At 76.7% G+C, this 13,724-nt stretch carries 14 protein-coding genes and 2 pseudogenes; 2 read left to right on the forward strand and 14 right to left on the reverse strand.

Features of this window, described 5'->3' with window-relative positions; genetic code table 11:
* Window positions 1–263: hypothetical protein (locus PAI11_RS27275; protein WP_040600241.1), on the forward strand; the 263-nt coding region annotated here is incomplete at its 5' end.
* Between the two features lie 7 nt (window positions 264–270).
* On the opposite strand, the gene PAI11_RS13460 is transcribed toward PAI11_RS27275, so the two are convergent.
* The 3 genes from PAI11_RS13460 to PAI11_RS13470 all read right to left on the reverse strand — a co-directional run bounded on the left by PAI11_RS13460 (window position 271) and on the right by PAI11_RS13470 (window position 2,419).
* Window positions 271–900 carry a class I SAM-dependent methyltransferase gene (locus PAI11_RS13460; RefSeq protein WP_040600242.1) on the reverse strand — a complete coding sequence of 210 codons (630 nt, stop codon included), beginning with the start codon at window positions 898–900 and terminating at the stop codon, window positions 271–273.
* 115 nt (window positions 901–1,015) lie between these two features.
* Window positions 1,016–1,366, reverse strand: a complete 351-nt coding sequence (locus PAI11_RS13465; RefSeq protein WP_007575634.1) for a zinc ribbon domain-containing protein YjdM — start codon at window positions 1,364–1,366, stop codon at window positions 1,016–1,018.
* A 63-nt stretch (window positions 1,367–1,429) separates the two neighbouring features.
* Complete coding sequence (locus PAI11_RS13470; RefSeq protein ID WP_007575635.1) at window positions 1,430–2,419, reverse strand: NADP-dependent oxidoreductase; 990 nt, start codon at window positions 2,417–2,419, stop codon at window positions 1,430–1,432.
* Window positions 2,420–2,489: 70 nt separating this feature from the next.
* On the opposite strand from PAI11_RS13470, the gene PAI11_RS13475 reads away from it, so the two are divergent.
* Window positions 2,490–3,470 carry a GlxA family transcriptional regulator gene (locus PAI11_RS13475; protein WP_007575637.1) on the forward strand — a complete coding sequence of 327 codons (981 nt, stop codon included), beginning with the start codon at window positions 2,490–2,492 and terminating at the stop codon, window positions 3,468–3,470.
* A gap of 159 nt (window positions 3,471–3,629) precedes the next feature.
* Here PAI11_RS13475 and PAI11_RS24440 read toward each other — a convergent pair whose 3' ends face one another.
* The 11 genes and pseudogenes from PAI11_RS24440 to PAI11_RS27280 form a co-directional block, all read right to left on the reverse strand.
* Window positions 3,630–4,757, reverse strand: a complete 1,128-nt coding sequence (locus PAI11_RS24440; protein WP_050897239.1) for an HtaA domain-containing protein — start codon at window positions 4,755–4,757, stop codon at window positions 3,630–3,632.
* Window positions 4,758–4,836: 79 nt separating this feature from the next.
* Window positions 4,837–6,057, reverse strand: coding sequence for an HtaA domain-containing protein (locus tag PAI11_RS13485; RefSeq protein ID WP_138974304.1), 1,221 nt, complete (start codon window positions 6,055–6,057; stop codon window positions 4,837–4,839).
* The gene (locus PAI11_RS13490; protein WP_040600243.1) at window positions 6,054–7,529 is read right to left on the reverse strand and encodes an HtaA domain-containing protein; all 1,476 of its coding nucleotides are present in this window, start codon (window positions 7,527–7,529) and stop codon (window positions 6,054–6,056) included. Before PAI11_RS13490 ends, PAI11_RS13485 begins: the two co-directional genes overlap by 4 nt.
* 11 nt (window positions 7,530–7,540) lie before the next feature.
* Entirely contained in the window at window positions 7,541–8,701 is a 1,161-nt protein-coding gene (locus PAI11_RS24445; protein ID WP_007575644.1) for an HtaA domain-containing protein, read from the reverse strand.
* 118 nt (window positions 8,702–8,819) lie between these two features.
* Window positions 8,820–9,680: an ABC transporter ATP-binding protein gene (locus PAI11_RS13500; RefSeq protein ID WP_007575646.1), complete on the reverse strand. Its 861-nt coding sequence runs from the start codon at window positions 9,678–9,680 to the stop codon at window positions 8,820–8,822.
* Window positions 9,677–10,672: a FecCD family ABC transporter permease gene (locus PAI11_RS13505; RefSeq protein ID WP_007575648.1), complete on the reverse strand. Its 996-nt coding sequence runs from the start codon at window positions 10,670–10,672 to the stop codon at window positions 9,677–9,679. The genes PAI11_RS13500 and PAI11_RS13505 overlap by 4 nt, the downstream gene beginning before the upstream one ends.
* 6 nt (window positions 10,673–10,678) lie before the next feature.
* Window positions 10,679–11,596: an ABC transporter substrate-binding protein gene (locus PAI11_RS28495; protein ID WP_425280475.1), complete on the reverse strand. Its 918-nt coding sequence runs from the start codon at window positions 11,594–11,596 to the stop codon at window positions 10,679–10,681.
* 9 nt (window positions 11,597–11,605) lie between these two features.
* Window positions 11,606–12,415 (reverse strand): annotated as a pseudogene (locus tag PAI11_RS28500) (HugZ family pyridoxamine 5'-phosphate oxidase); the annotation flags it as partial.
* A 57-nt stretch (window positions 12,416–12,472) separates the two neighbouring features.
* A complete protein-coding gene (locus PAI11_RS13515) occupies window positions 12,473–12,784 on the reverse strand; it encodes a DUF2149 domain-containing protein (RefSeq protein ID WP_007575652.1) in 312 nt (103 codons plus the stop codon).
* Window positions 12,781–13,479, reverse strand: a complete 699-nt coding sequence (locus PAI11_RS13520; RefSeq protein WP_007575654.1) for a MotA/TolQ/ExbB proton channel family protein — start codon at window positions 13,477–13,479, stop codon at window positions 12,781–12,783. The genes PAI11_RS13515 and PAI11_RS13520 overlap by 4 nt, the downstream gene beginning before the upstream one ends.
* A pseudogene (locus PAI11_RS27280) lies at window positions 13,476–13,724 on the reverse strand (hypothetical protein); the annotation flags it as partial. The gene PAI11_RS13520 and the pseudogene PAI11_RS27280, both read right to left, overlap by 4 nt.

Genomic DNA, 13,724 nt, shown 5'->3' on the forward strand with positions numbered 1-13,724 from the left:
CGCTGGCCGGGTACCCGAACACCGCCGACCTGCTCTACCGCCTGCAACTGGCCGAGAACTACTTCGGGCTGGCGCGGCTCGACGGGTCGCTGCGACCGGCGGGCACGGTCTGGCGGACGTTCGCCGGCAGCACGCTCCCGGCGCCGTCGTCGAGCGGCGAGTGCAGCTCGATCCTGCGAGCGTTCGCAGTCGACGACGACGTGCGCGCGGTGCACCCGGAGTACTTCCTGCCCGACGGGAAGCTCCGCACCACCGCTCCGTGAGCGGTCGCTAGCCCGGCAGCCGCTCGAATCGCACGACGCCGTCGAGGCGCGTGGTGGGCGGCTCGTCGCGGAACGCGTGCTGGACCTCGCGCACCGCGTTGGTGCGCAGCCGCCAGCCGTCGGCGGGCAGGGCCAGGTCCCGGATGACCTCGTCGGGCGTCGGCAGGTCGACGTGGGGATGGGCCGCCGAGGGCATGTGGCCGATCACGAGCAGCGTGCCGCCGGGCGAGACGGCGTCGGCGGCGGCGCGCAGGATGCGGGTCCGCGGCAGCTCGACCGGGGAGTGCAGGAAGGTGGCGGTGACGAGGTCGAAGCGGCCGGCCGGGAGCGAGACGCCGATGTCGCGCTGCTCCCAGCTGACCGCGTCGGCGGCGATGCCGGCAGCGGCGTGGTTGCGCGCCGCCCTCGCCAGGGCGCTCGGCGAGAGGTCGACGGCGGTCACCTGCCAGCCCTGCTCGGCGAGCCAGAGCGCGTCGCCGCCCTCGCCGCAGCCGAGGTCGAGCGCGGTCCCGGGCGTCAGGCCGCTGACCTCGTCGACCAGCGATCGGTTCGGCTTGCCGCTCCAGCGGCCCCTGCCCTCGCCGTAGAAGGCCTCCCACCACTGCGCGGCGTCGTCCTCGTGCTGCGTCGTCTGCATCGATCGAGCGTGCCGTCGCGGCCGCGGTTCGGCAAGCAAACTTGCCGAACTGTCAAATCGCGGTCGTCCGCCGGCGGCCCGAGGGGCCCGCGGCTCGGCTGCTCACCGGTCCCGCTCAGGCCTTCTTGACGACGCTCGACTTCAGCTGCATCGCGCCGAAGCCGTCGATCTTGCAGTCGATGTCGTGGTCGCCGACGCCGTCGACCAGGCGGATGTTGCGGACCTTCGTGCCGGCCTTGATCGGCGAGGGGTTGCCCTTGACCTTGAGGCTCTTGACCACGGTCACGGTGTCGCCGTCGGCGAGCACGTTGCCGACGGCGTCGCGGATGACGACCGCCTCCTCGGCGTCGTCCTCGGCCGTCGCCGGCGACCACTCGTGGGCGCACATCGAGCAGACCAGGAGCCCGTTCAACTCGTACGTGTACTCGCTGGCGCAGGCGGGGCAGACCGGTTGGGCGTCGCTCATGCCGGCAACGGTATTCGACCCTCGCCTGCGGCGACCGGCTCGTGGCCGCCGGCCGTCGCGGGGTCAGCCCGTCGTGCCGCGGACCTCCAGGACGATCTTCCCGGTCGTCCGGTTGGTGGCTCCGAGCGCGTGGGCGCGGTCGACCTCGGCCAGCGGCAGGATCGCGGCGATCTCGGGCCGCAGGCGCCCTTCGTCGACCAGCCGCGCCAGCTCGAGCAGGCCGTGGCGGTCGGGCTCGACCAGCGTCCAGCCGGTGCGGATGCCGCGAGCGGCGGCCGCCGCCTCGACCGCCGGGCCGGGCGTGTCGGGGCCGGTGATCGACACCAGCCTGCCGCCGTCGCGCAGGACCGCGAGCGAGCGCTCGCCGTAGTCGCCGCCGATCGTGTCGAGGACGACGTCGACCGGATCGGTGGCGGTGGCGAAGTCGACCGCCCCGTAGTCGATCAGCTCGTCGGCGCCGAGCCGGCGCAGCAGCTCGTGCTTGCCGGCCGAGGCGGTCCCGATCACCGTCGCGCCGAGCGCCTTGGCGACCTGCACGGCCACGTGGCCGAGTCCGCCGGCCGCGGCGTGGATCAGGACCCGCTGGCCGGGCTGGACCCGGGCGACCTCGGCCAGGGCCTGCCAGGCGGTCAGGCCGACCAGCGGCAGCCCGGCGGCCTCGGCGTGGCTCAGGCCCGCGGGCTTGGGCGCGAAGCGGCGCGACGGGGCGGCGACGTACTCGGCGTAGGCGCCGGCCTGCTCCGGGAAGCGCGGCATCCCGAAGACCTCGTCGCCGACCGCGAACAGCGTCGCGCCGGGACCGACCGCGGCGACGACCCCGGAGACGTCGTAGCCGAGGATCGGCGGGGTGCCCCAGATCCCGAAGCCGCCGGACGCGCGCGACTTCCAGTCGACGGGGTTGACCCCGGCGGCGTGGACGGCGACCAGGATCTCGGTCGGTCCCGGCTCGGGGCGGGGGACGGTCGTGGCCCGCAGGCCGTCCGCGACGCCCCACTCCTGGACGGCGATCGCCTGCATCTCGGTCGTCCGGGGAACGGTCTCGGTCGTGCTCATGCGGCGAGTGTTCCGCGGCCGCCCCGAGCCCACCAGTGGCTGGAAAGACAACATCCGCAAGAATCTGGCCATGGTCCATCGCGTCGCCGTCCTGGCCCTCGATCGGGTGGTCCCGTTCGACCTCGGGATCCCCGCTCGGGTCTTCGGCGCGGCCACCGACGCCGACGGCGGGCCGCTCTACGAGGTCGTCACCTGCGCGATCGGCGGCGGCACCGTCCGAACCAGCGCCGACTTCTCGATCGCCGTCGATCGCGACGAGCGGGCGCTGGCCGAGGCCGACACGGTCGTCGTCGCGACCCAGGAGCCGGAGGGGGCGCTGCGCGACGACGGGGTCCTGCCCGACGACGTGCTGGCCGCGCTGCGGGCGGTCCCGGAGGCGACGCGGATCGTGTCGATCTGCACCGGGTCGTTCGTGCTGGCGGCCGCGGGGCTGCTCGACGGCCGGCCGGCGACCACCCACTGGATGCAGGCGGAGCGCTTCCGCAGGCTGTTCCCGCGGGTGACGCTGGACCCCGACGTGCTGTTCGTCGACGACGGGCGGGTGCTGACGTCGGCCGGCGGCGCGGCGGGCGTCGACCTCTGCCTGCACATGATCCGCCGCGACCACGGCAGCGCCGTCGCCAACGCCGCCGCCCGCCGCTGCGTCGTGCCACCGTGGCGCGACGGCGGCCAGGCGCAGTTCATCGAGCAGCCGGCGCCGCAGCACGCGACGGCCACCACCGCGCCGACTCGCGAGTGGGCGCTGGAGCGGCTGCACCAGCCGCTTGCGCTCGCCGACCTCGCCGCCCACGGGCGGATGAGCGTGCGCACCTTCACGCGCCGCTTCCGGGCCGAGGTCGGCGTCAGCCCGGCGCAGTGGATCATCCAGCAGCGGGTCGATCGCGCCCGCAGCCTGCTCGAGACCAGCGACCTGCCGGTCGAGACGATCGCCCACGAGGCGGGGTTCGGCAGCGCCGCCGGGCTGCGGCAGCACCTGCAGGCGGCGATCGGGGTCGCGCCGCTGGCCTACCGGCGGACGTTCCGCGGCGCTCCCGCCGACACCGCGGCATGACGTCCGAGGCGCTGTCCACGTCGAGGTGGCGTCAGTTGGCGTCGGTATGCGACGGGTACTGACGCCACCTCCGGTGTGAGGGGGTGAATCGACGCCGCCGCCGCGCTCGCCCCGGCCGCCTGCCACGAGCGCCCGCGGCCCGCGGCCCTCGGGCCACGCTCAGCCGGTCGTGAGGACGAAGCCGATCGGGTCCAGCTCGTCGCCCTCGTGGTAGAAGTCGGCGAAGGCGGGGACGCCGGCCGCGGTCAGCTTGGCGGGGATCCCGGTCCAGGTGACGGTCGTGCCGGCGACCTGCCTGCGGCCCTTGCCCAGGTCGAGCGTGGCGAGCGCCACGTCGGGGTAGTCGACGACCGCGCCGGAGGAGAGGCTCTTGCTGGTGACGTCGGCGCGCAGCGTCCCCTGGGTGGCGCCGGCGGCGACCGTGACCCGCGGGCGGCGGATCTCGACCCGCAGCAGCGCGCCCTCGCCCGATCCGTGGCCGGCGAACCGCACCGTGCCGGCGAAGCGGGCGTCGAGCGCACCGGTCGCGGCGTCGTGGCTGCCGGTCGCGGTGACGAACCGGAAGCTGCCGTCGGCGTTGGCCGTGGCCCCGTCGGCGAGCGTCGTCGTGCCACCGGCGAAGCCCCCGGCGAGGTAGCGGCGGAACGACTGCTTGACGCCCCAGTCGGCGTGGCCGGCGACCACCCGGGTCGACCCGGGCACGGTCGGGCCGGGCGCCGCGACGCGGTCGACGGTCGCGGCGACGCTGATCCGGGCGAAGTCGCCGGCCGGGAGCTTCGGCAGCCGCAGCATGCTCCGCAGGCTCCGGAGCGCCGCTGGCGCCAGCCGCAGGCGCAGCGACCGGCCGCTGGCGGTCCCGGCGGCCGCGTCGACCTGCAGGCTCGTGCGTCGGAGCAGGAAGATCGTCCGCCGCGGCCCGCTGCCGATCCGGCCGCGGATGGTCGGCGTGCGGTCGAGTTGCAGCCGGAGGCCGGTGATCGTCGCCCGGCCGCGGCGGCCGCGAAGGGCGAAGCCGGCGCGATCGGCGTGGCGCAGCACGCTCGTGGCGCCGTCGCCGCCGATCGCGCCGTCGGCGATCGGCACGCTGATCCGGCCGCGGCGGACGCTCGCGCCGCCGACGCCGCGCACCGCGATTCCGGCCCCGGAGAGGACGCGGGAGACCTGCGCGGTCGGCGCGAGGACCGTCGTCCCGCCGGTCGCCGGCACCGTCGCCGCGTCGGCGGCGGCCGGGGCGACGGCCAGGGCGAGGAGGACGGCGAGGCAGGGGGTGGAGCGTGAGCGGCGCAACGGCGGATCCTGGATCGCGGACGAAGTTCGGTAACCCTAACGAACTACGTCCGCGATCGCGGTCGCGCCAGGAGCGCGGCTAGCCGCCCAGCGTCAGCTGCAGCCGGTCGATCGACCCGAACGGGTCGCCGTCGGTGTAGAAGCCCTGGAAGGCCCCGCTGCCGCTGGCGGGGACGGTGGCGGGGATCCCCGTGAGGGTGACCTGGTCGCCGCTGACGGTGCGCTGGGCCGCGGCCGGGTCGAGCGTCATGTAGCGGCCGCGGGCGTCGAAGCTGGTCGTCGCCCCGGGGGCGCCCTTCAACGTCGCCACCAGCTGCGATCCGCCGCCGTCGAGCACGACCTCGGGATCGCTGGCGGTGTAGTCGATCAGGTGGCTGGCGAAGCGATGGCGGAGGCCACCGGCGAAGCGGATCGCGCCGACGCCGAGGGCCGGGTCGTACCAGCCGCTGGCGAGCGGGTAGGCGTGGGAGTAGGGGAGCGCGATCGGATCGCGGCCGTCGATCGCCAGCGACTCGACCGGTCCGGCGACGGCCGGCGTGATCACCGTGGTGCCGCCGACCGGGTCGCTGCCGCGGCCGCTCTCGACGTACTGCATCCACGACGTCCGCTGGCGCCAGGTCAGCGTCCCGGCGACGACCGGTCGGGCGCCCGCGGTCGGCGTCAGCGCGCTGCCGGCGGGCAGGCTCGGGGGCGGGCTCAGCGCGCCGAGCGCCGCGTCGACGGCGATCGTGCCGAAGCGCCCGGGCCGCAGCCGCTCCAGCCGCAGCTCGCGTCGCAGGATCCGGGCGCCGGCGGCGGTCAGGGTGACGCGGCTGCGCGTCAGGCCGACGGTCCCGGCGGTCGGGCGCAGCGTCCGCTGGCGACCGGTGGTGGCGACGACGAACAGCCGCAGGCGGCGCCCGCGGACCACGGCGCTGATCGTCGAGCCGTTGCGGATCGTCACCCGCAGCCCGGAGAGCGTCAGCGTGCGGCGGCCGGCCCGCAGGACGATCCGCCCCTCGTGGTCGACGATCCCCTGGTCGGCGGTGACGCTCCCGCTGCGCACCGGCAGCCGCAGCGTGGTGCCGCCGGTCGCCGGTCGCCGGGGCGCGACGGTCGCGACCCGACGCAGCTGCTTGGCGGCGGGGCCGTCGAGCGCGAAGCTGGTCGTCCCGCGCGGGGCGGACGGCGCGGTCGCCGCCGAGGCGCCGGTCGCGCCGGTCGCCAGCAGCGCGGCGGTCAGCGCGATCGGCGCGGCGACGCGACGCAGGAGCGGGTGGGTGGGCGTCGGGCGCACAGGAGCCTCCGTCGGGGTGGTCATGGACCCAGCTCCGCGATCGGAGCGGAGACGGCGAAGCTGCCGAACGGCGAGCCGGCCGGGTACTGGCCGGAGCCGATCGCGGCGGCCGCCGAGTGCTGGACGTCCGGGCTCGGCGTCGCGCCGGGGGCGTCCGGGGCGATCGTCGCCGGGACCGCCGCCCACGTGCGCGCGCCGCCGGCGTCGGTCGGGGTCACGGCCGAGAGGGCCAGGTCGAGCAGGTACAGGCGCTGCCACCGCTTCGGCGTCGCCGCGCCGGCCAGCGCGCCGGCCATGTCGCCGGAGTCGCGGCCGTCGGCGTAGACCCTCGCCGTCTGGCGGCCGGCGGCGATCACGATCGTCGGGTCGCTGATCCGGGTGTCGATCAGGTGGGCCGGCATGTCCAGCTGGACGGTCCCGTCGAGCTGGACGGTGACCTCGTCGGTGCCGACGTTGCGGCTGACCGAGCGGACCTGGAAGCGGGACTGGTAGCGCGGCGCGCCGGCGGCCGTCGAGGCGTAGTCGCCGTCGGGCGTTGCGCGGTAGGCGGCGAACGTGCCGGCGCGGTCGGCGGCGCCGGCGTTGCCCGCGTGGACGAGCGAGACGATCGAGACCGCGGGCGAGCCGCCGTCAGCGGCCGCGGCGGTCCCGACGGCCGCGCCGCCGGTTCCGACCAGGCGACCCCAGGTCTGGCTGCAGAGCGGATCGCCGGCGGGCGCCACCGAGGCCCAGCGGCGCAGGACGTAGTCGACCAGCGAGGCACGCAGCGTCCAGCGGGTCGGCGGGACGGCCGCGGCGCCCGGGACCACCGGGTAGCCGCCCGGGTAGCGGACGTCGCCGGGGTCGGCCGTCGAGCAGGTCGCGGCCGCGGGCGGCGGCACGGTCGGGGTCGTCGGGGCCGGGCCGGGAGCGACCGGCGGCGTCCCGCTCACCGGCAGCGCGGCGTGCACGGCCAGCGTGCCGAAGCGGCCGCGTGCGACCCGCCGCAGGCGCAGGCCGCGGCGGATCGCCGTGGCGCCGGCCGCGGTCAGGTCGACGCGCGCGCCGCTCAGCCGCACGCTGCGCGCGGTGGCGTCCAGCGCCGGGCCGCGCTTCCTCGCCGGGGTCACGGTGAAGAGCGTCCGCGTCCGCCCGCCGACCCGGCCCGCGATCGTCGACCGCCCGCCGAGGGTCAGTCGCAGGCCGGTCATGGACAGGGTCCGGCGGCCGGCCTTCAACCGCAGGGAGCCGCCGTGGGCGAGCGCGGCCGTCGTCCGGGTCACGGTGCCGCCGGCGACCGGCAGCGTCCAGGTGGTGCGGGTCGCCCGGGCCGGCTTGGCGGCCGTGACCCGGACCCGCTGCTCGGCCAGGGCCCTGGCGGCGGGTCCGGACGGACGCAGGGTGGTGGCGCCGGCGGCCGCCGCCGGCGACGGGGCGGCGACCGCCAGGCCGGCGGTCGCCAGCAACGCGATGCCCACGCCGTGCGCGGCGGGGGCCAGCGGGGGGAACGTGGGCATCGCGCCGTCCCTCACCCGTTGCTCAGCGAGAAGCTGATCGGGTCCAGGACCGTGCCGGCGCCGTAGAAGCCGGCGAACGCCGGCGCCCCCTCGTCCGTCAGCGTCGCCGGGACGCCGGTCCAGGTGACGGTGTCGCCGCTGCCGGACTTCGTGCCCTGCGCGAAGTCGAGCGTGGCGAACGCGACGTTCGGGTAGTCGACGACCTCGCCGGTCGTGAGGCTCTTGCTCGACGCGTCGACGTAGAGGGTGCCGCTCGTGGCGCCGGCCTCGAGCACGACCCGGGGCTTGCGCACCGACATCTGCAGCAACCCGGCGTGGCCTTCGAAGTGGACGCTGCCGCCGAAGCGGGCGTCGATCGCGCCGCTCGCCGGGTCGAAGCTGCCCTCGGGGGCGCCGAAGCGGAACGTTCCGTCGGGGTTCGTCGCCGCGCCGTCGCCGACGGTGATCGTTCCGTGGGCGATGGGGCCGCCGATGTAGTTGCGGAACGAGGCCTTCAGCCCCCAGTCGGCGGTGCCGGTCAGGGTCGGTCCCGGATCGGTCGGCGTCGTCGGCGTCGTCGGCGTGGTGGGGGTGGTGGGCGTCGTCGGCGCGGTGGGGCCGGGATCGACCGGCGCCGGCGCGGCCAGCGTCACGCCGACCGTCGCGCGGCCGAAGGTCGTCGCCCGCAGGCCGGGGAGGCCGAGCTCCTCGCGCAGGCTGCGGACCGCGCCGGCGACGAGGCGCAGGCTGAGCGAGGTCCGGGTGGCGGTCCGTCCGGCGGCGTCGGGGTAGAGCCGGGTCGCCTTGAGGCGGAAGAGCGTCCGTCGGGCGCCGCCGTCGATCCGGCCGCGCAGCAGCGAGCTGCGGCCGAGCTTCAGCTGCAGGTCGGTGAGCGCGACGCTGGCGCCGCGGCCGCGCAGCTGCAGGCCGGCGGTGGGGGCCAGGTCGACGAGCGTGACCTTGGTCGTCCGGCCGCCGACGACCGGCAGCGTGACGGCGCCGTTCGCGGCGGTCGCTCCGCCGCTGGCCGAGATCGCCACGCCGGCCCGCTCGAGCGTCCGCGCGGCAGCGCCCTTCGGGGTGACGGTGACGGTCCCGCCGTCGATCGTGGCGGCGCCGGCGGAGGCCGGGGCGATCACGGCGGCGGCGCCGACGAGCGCGACCAGGTGGGCGGCACGGGGTGAACGGGGCATCGGGGGGAGCTCCTGACGCTGCGGATTCCGACTCCCGGACGGCCCGGGAGAAGCTTGGTTCGGGCAGCCTAACAAAAGCCGACTAGTGCGGTCGCGTATCCCGGCGGCGGATCGCCGCTCAGGCGGCCGGCGGCGCCAGCCACGCGACGTCGAGGGCGGTGCGCCCCTCGTCGTCGGTCCGCAACGCGGCGTCGACCCGCCAGATCCGCGCCAGGCGCTCGCGGTCGAGGACGGTGCTCGGCGGTCCCGTGGCCACGGTCCGCCCGTCCGCCATCACCACGACCTCGTCGGCGATCGCGGCGGCCAGCGCCAGGTCGTGGACCACCAGCACGATCGCCAGCCCGTCCCCGGCCAGCCGCCGCAGCAGCTGCGCGAAGGTCGCGGTCGCCCCCAGGTCGAGCGCGGACGTCGGCTCGTCGGCGATCAGCACCGGCGCGCCCTGCGCCAGCCCGACCGCCAGCTGGACCCGCTGCAGCTCGCCGCCCGACAGCGTCGAGAGCTGACGGTCGACGAGCTCCAGCGCCGACGCCCGCCGGAGCGCGTCCTCGACCGCGTCGCGGTCGGCGCGGCCGGGCCGGCGCAGGCCCCCGATCCGGGGCGAGCGGCCGATCATCACCGCCTCGCGGACGTCGATCCCGTCCGGCACCCGCGCCCGCTGCGGCACGAACGCCCGCAGACGGGCAAGGTGCCGGCCGGAGACCTGGCGCACGTCGGTGCCCTCCCAGTGGACCTCGCCGCCGGCTGCGCGCTGGAGCCCGGCGGCGGTCCGCACGAGCGTCGACTTGCCGGCGCCGTTGGGGCCGACGACCGCCACCAGCCGCCCGGGCGTCGCCGTCAGGTCGGCGGCGTGGACGATCTCGCGACCGCCGATCCGGACCCGCAGGTCGCGGACCTCGAGCAGCGGCGCAGCGGCCGGTCCCGGTCCCGGACCGGCGGTCGAGGGCGACGGGGTCCCCGCGTCGGGCGGCACCGCGCTCACACCGCCTTCCGCAGCAGCCACAGGAACAGCGGCACGCCGAGCGCGACCATGAACGGGCCGACCGGCAGCGCCAGCGGCGCGGCGATCCGGCGCGAGAGGATGTCGGCGATCAGCAGGATCGCGGCGCCGCCCAGCGCCGAGGCGGGCACCACGAAGCGGTGGCTGGCGGTGCCGCCCGCCATCCGCATCACATGCGGGACCACCAGGCCGACGAAGCCGAGCAGGCCGGCGAGCGCTGCGGCCGCGGCCGCCAGCAGCGCCGCGACCGCGGCCGCGGCCAGGCGGATCGCGCGCGGTCGCACGCCGAGCGACTGCGCGACGTCGTCGCCGAGCGCCAGCCGGTCGAGCGGGCGCACCAGCAGCGCGGCCAGGGCCAGGCCGGCGACGACGTAGTACCAGACGTGCTCCAGCACGCCCCAGCCGTCGTCGGCGATGTAGCCGGCGATGAAGAAGATCGCCGACGAGACCCGGTCGGGATAGGCGGTCATCAGCATCGTCGTGCCGGCGGTGAAGATCGCGCTGACGGCGATCCCGGCCAGGATCAGGCGCGCGATGCTGCCGCCGCCGCGGCCGCTCCAGGCGACGGCGAAGACCAGCGCCGCCGCCAGCAGGCCGACCGCCAGCGCGCTCAGCGGGACGAGCGCGACCGCGTCGGGAACCGCCAGCAGCAGCAGCATCGCGCCGAACCCGGCGCCGGCGGTGACGCCGATCACCTCGGGCGAGGCGAGCGGGTTGGCCAGCGCGCCCTGCAGCAGCGCGCCGGAGACCCCGAGCGCCGCCCCGACCGCGATCGCGGTGACCGTGCGCGGGATCCGCAGGTTGTCGATGATCTGGTCGGTCGCCGCGTCGACGCGGCCGTCGCCGACCAGCGGCAGCGCGTGGAGCACGTCGCCGAGCGGGATCGTCGTCGAGCCGAGGGCGATCGACGCCAGCGCGGCGAGCACGAGCAGCGCCGCGGCGGCCGCCAGGACGGCGGATTGGCGCAGGGCCATCCGGGATCAGTTGTGGAGGTACTCGCTGCGAACCTTGCGGATCACGGCGCCGGGATCGTCCGTGGCCTGCAGCAGCGTGTTGGGGTCGGAGATGTAGATCTGCTTGCTCTTGGCCGCGCGGGTCGGCGCCCAGCCCGGCTTGTTGCGGAAGAAGTCGGTGGTCGACTGGATCGCGTCGACGTTGCCGTGGGGCACGACGATGATCACGTCGGGGTCGCGGCGCAGGACCTCCTCGTCGCTGAGCGGCGCGAAGCTGCCCGGGATCCCGGCGCTGAACGAGGCGCTGAGCCCGGCCGTGACCAGCTCGCCGCCGGCGTAGCTGACGACGTCGCCGCCCCAGCTGTTGGGGAGGAAGGCGATCGTCGAGCGGCCGACGCCGAGCACCACGAGCACCTTCGGGCGCTTGGCGATCCCGGTGCGGGCCTGGCGGATGCCGCGGTCGATCCGCTTGATCGCGGAGGTCGCCTGGCGGGTGCGGCCGAGCAGCTTCCCGAGCCGGCGGACGGCGGGGGAGACGTCGTTGATCCGCAGCGGCTCCAGGTGGTCGACGACCTCGATCCCCTGACGACGGATCCGCGGCGTTCCGGTCCGCCAGTTCGGCGACGAGAGCAGCAGGTCCGGCTTGATCCGGATCAGCTGCTCCAGGTTCGGGCCGTTCGGGTGGGCCAGCGGCAGCCGCCGGACCTTGCGCAGCCGGCGGTGCTGGGCGACGCCGGAGATCGTGTCGCCGATCGCGACCGGCGTGATCCCGAGCCGGGCGACGGCGTTGGACAGGAACGGCGAGAGGGTGACGATCCGCTTGTACTGCTTCGTCTTGGCCGCCTTCTTCTTCGCGGCGACCTTGGCGGTCGGCGCGGCGTCGGCGGCCGGGGCGCCGGCGCCGATCGTGCCGATCGCCAGTGCCAGTGCCAGGATCGGCAGCAGCGCGGCGCCGCGGGCGCGGCGGGCGAGCGCGACGGTCGCGGCTCGCAGCCCCGAGGGCGCGTCGAGCCGTTCCTCGAAGCCGATCCGCGAGCTGGCGCGGCCGCGCGGCGTCGTCACCGCGAGGTCGATGCCGTAGCGGTCGGCGCGGACGCAGCGGGCCTGCTCGGCGTCGTCGTGGCCGCCGAGGTTGCGGGCCATCTCCAAGAGCGCGTCGGCGTGGTCGGCGTTGAGGTGCTCGATCGCGTAGTCGGCGCCGGGGACGACCGGGTCGGGCTCGGCGGCGGCGTACTGCTCCGGCGTGACCGAGTCCATCCGGCCGTAGCCGCCGACCCAGCGGACCCGGTCGACGCGCAGCAGCCAGGTGTGGAAGTCGCCGAAGCCGGCGAACAGCCCGGCGGGCGGGACCGCGGCGACGTAGGCGTCGTGGGCCTGCTCGGCCTCGTCGCCGGCGGCCGGCTCGACCCGGCCGGCGAGGGTCACGCGGCCGCTGTCCAGTGGGTCCCGCCCGCGAGCGGGGGCGACCACGCTGAGGCTCGCGCGCGGGTCGCGTAGCAGGTTGCGGCCGTGCTCGGCGAGGGTCGAGACGACCAGCACCGGGCGGCCGTCGGGCAGCGTCGCGTAGGCGACCATCGAGGCCCACGGCCCGCCGTCGTCGGAGAGCGTGCCGAGGGTGCCGAGCGTGGCGCCGGCGACGATCGTCCGTGATTCCTCGGCGGCGGAGAGCCGGGCGTCGGACGCGACCGGCGGCGACAGCGGCGCGGGGGCGGTGAAGACCTCGGCCGGAGCGTCGTGGTCGGGGAGGGCGTCGAGCGGCGGCATGCCAGGAGCGTAGCAAGCAATTAGGGCACCCAAAGATCTGGTGCGGCGGTGCGGCGGTCAGGGGGCGGGGGCCGACGGCCCGCCTGCGGGGTCGGCGAGCACGAGCCGTCCGTCGGGCAGCCGGTAGACCGTGCCGACCGCCTCGCCGCGCCCCTGCGCGCGTCGCGCGTCGCGCGGCGTCGTGATCGTGCGCTCGCGGGAGGACGGCGTGGCCTGCGACGCGGTCCGCGAGGTCGACAGGCCGAGCCCGGCGACCAGGAACGCGACGGCCAGCACGATCCCGAGGTCGAAGAGGTTGACGAGCCCGTCGAGCGGGTCGTCGCCCTCGACGTCGGGCCTGTGGCGGCGGAGGCCGACCCTGCCGCTCATCGGTGCGCTCCGGTCGCCGGGCCGGCGGTCGCCGGGATCGGCTCCGCGGCGGCCGCGAGTGCGGCCGCGGTCGCTGGGCCGGTGGTGGGCGCGAGCCCGGCGACCGCCTGCTCGAGGGCGGCGAGGTCCTCGGTCAGGACCCGGGTGCGGACGACGGTCAGCGCATAGGCGGTGGTGCCGACCAGCAGGCCGACGACGGTCGCGGCGAACGCGGTCTGGAGGTCGGCCGCGAGCGCGGCGATGTCGCCCCGGCCGAGCGCCGCCAGCCCCGGGGCGAGCGGGATCAGGGTGCCCATCAGGCCGAGCGCCGGGCCGGCGCGGACCAGCAGCCGCGTGCGGTCGAGCCGCCGCTGGACCGCCAGCTCGTACTCGACCAGCGCCCGCTCGACCTCGCGCGGACGGCCGGTGCCGACGGCGGTCGCGATCGACTCGACGGCGCGGGTGGCGATCGCCGTCGGCGCCAGCCGCGCGAGGCCGGCGCCCTGCCGCGGATCCCGGACGACCGTCTCGGCGAGGCTCGCGAGCGGGATCCGGCCCGGGCGCAGCCGGCGCCAGGCCTCGGTCGTCGCGCGCCCGAGCTCGAGCGCCAACAGCGCCAGCAGCAGCAGCGCGGCGGCGTGGACCGGCACCTCGAGCGCCGACGCGATCGAGGAGAGCGCGTCGCCGACCAGGCCGGCCGCCAGCGACGGGGTCACGAGAGCACCCGCCGGGGGCGACGCCGCTCGAGCTGGGAGCCGAGTCCGGCCACCAGCACCAGCCCGCCGACCAGCGCCAGCGTCGTCTCGTCGCCGCCGTCACCGGCCGATCCCGCCGCGACGCCGGCGGCCGCCGGCGGTCGCGGCGACTGCGCGCCGACGACGACGCCGTCGACCTGGCCGGTGGGGGCGGCATCGGCGCCGCGCGTGCGGCGACGCGCCGCCGCGGTGCGGGCGGCCCGGGC

Origin of the sequence: Patulibacter medicamentivorans, from assembly GCF_000240225.1 — a bacterium.
GTDB lineage: Bacteria > Actinomycetota > Thermoleophilia > Solirubrobacterales > Solirubrobacteraceae > Patulibacter > Patulibacter medicamentivorans.

Excerpts from the sequence above, each read along its gene's own strand:
- PAI11_RS13460 (WP_040600242.1), bottom strand. The coding sequence starts at position 900 with ATGCAGACGACGCAGCACGAGGACGACGCCGCGCAGTGGTGGGAGGCC.
- PAI11_RS13465 (WP_007575634.1), bottom strand. The coding sequence starts at position 1,366 with ATGAGCGACGCCCAACCGGTCTGCCCCGCCTGCGCCAGCGAGTACACG.
- PAI11_RS13470 (WP_007575635.1), bottom strand. The coding sequence starts at position 2,419 with ATGAGCACGACCGAGACCGTTCCCCGGACGACCGAGATGCAGGCGATC.
- PAI11_RS13475 (WP_007575637.1), top strand. The coding sequence starts at position 2,490 with ATGGTCCATCGCGTCGCCGTCCTGGCCCTCGATCGGGTGGTCCCGTTC.
- PAI11_RS13485 (WP_138974304.1), bottom strand. The coding sequence starts at position 6,057 with ATGACCACCCCGACGGAGGCTCCTGTGCGCCCGACGCCCACCCACCCG.
- PAI11_RS13490 (WP_040600243.1), bottom strand. The coding sequence starts at position 7,529 with ATGCCCACGTTCCCCCCGCTGGCCCCCGCCGCGCACGGCGTGGGCATC.
- PAI11_RS24445 (WP_007575644.1), bottom strand. The coding sequence starts at position 8,701 with ATGCCCCGTTCACCCCGTGCCGCCCACCTGGTCGCGCTCGTCGGCGCC.
- PAI11_RS13505 (WP_007575648.1), bottom strand. The coding sequence starts at position 10,672 with ATGGCCCTGCGCCAATCCGCCGTCCTGGCGGCCGCCGCGGCGCTGCTC.
- PAI11_RS13515 (WP_007575652.1), bottom strand. The coding sequence starts at position 12,784 with ATGAGCGGCAGGGTCGGCCTCCGCCGCCACAGGCCCGACGTCGAGGGC.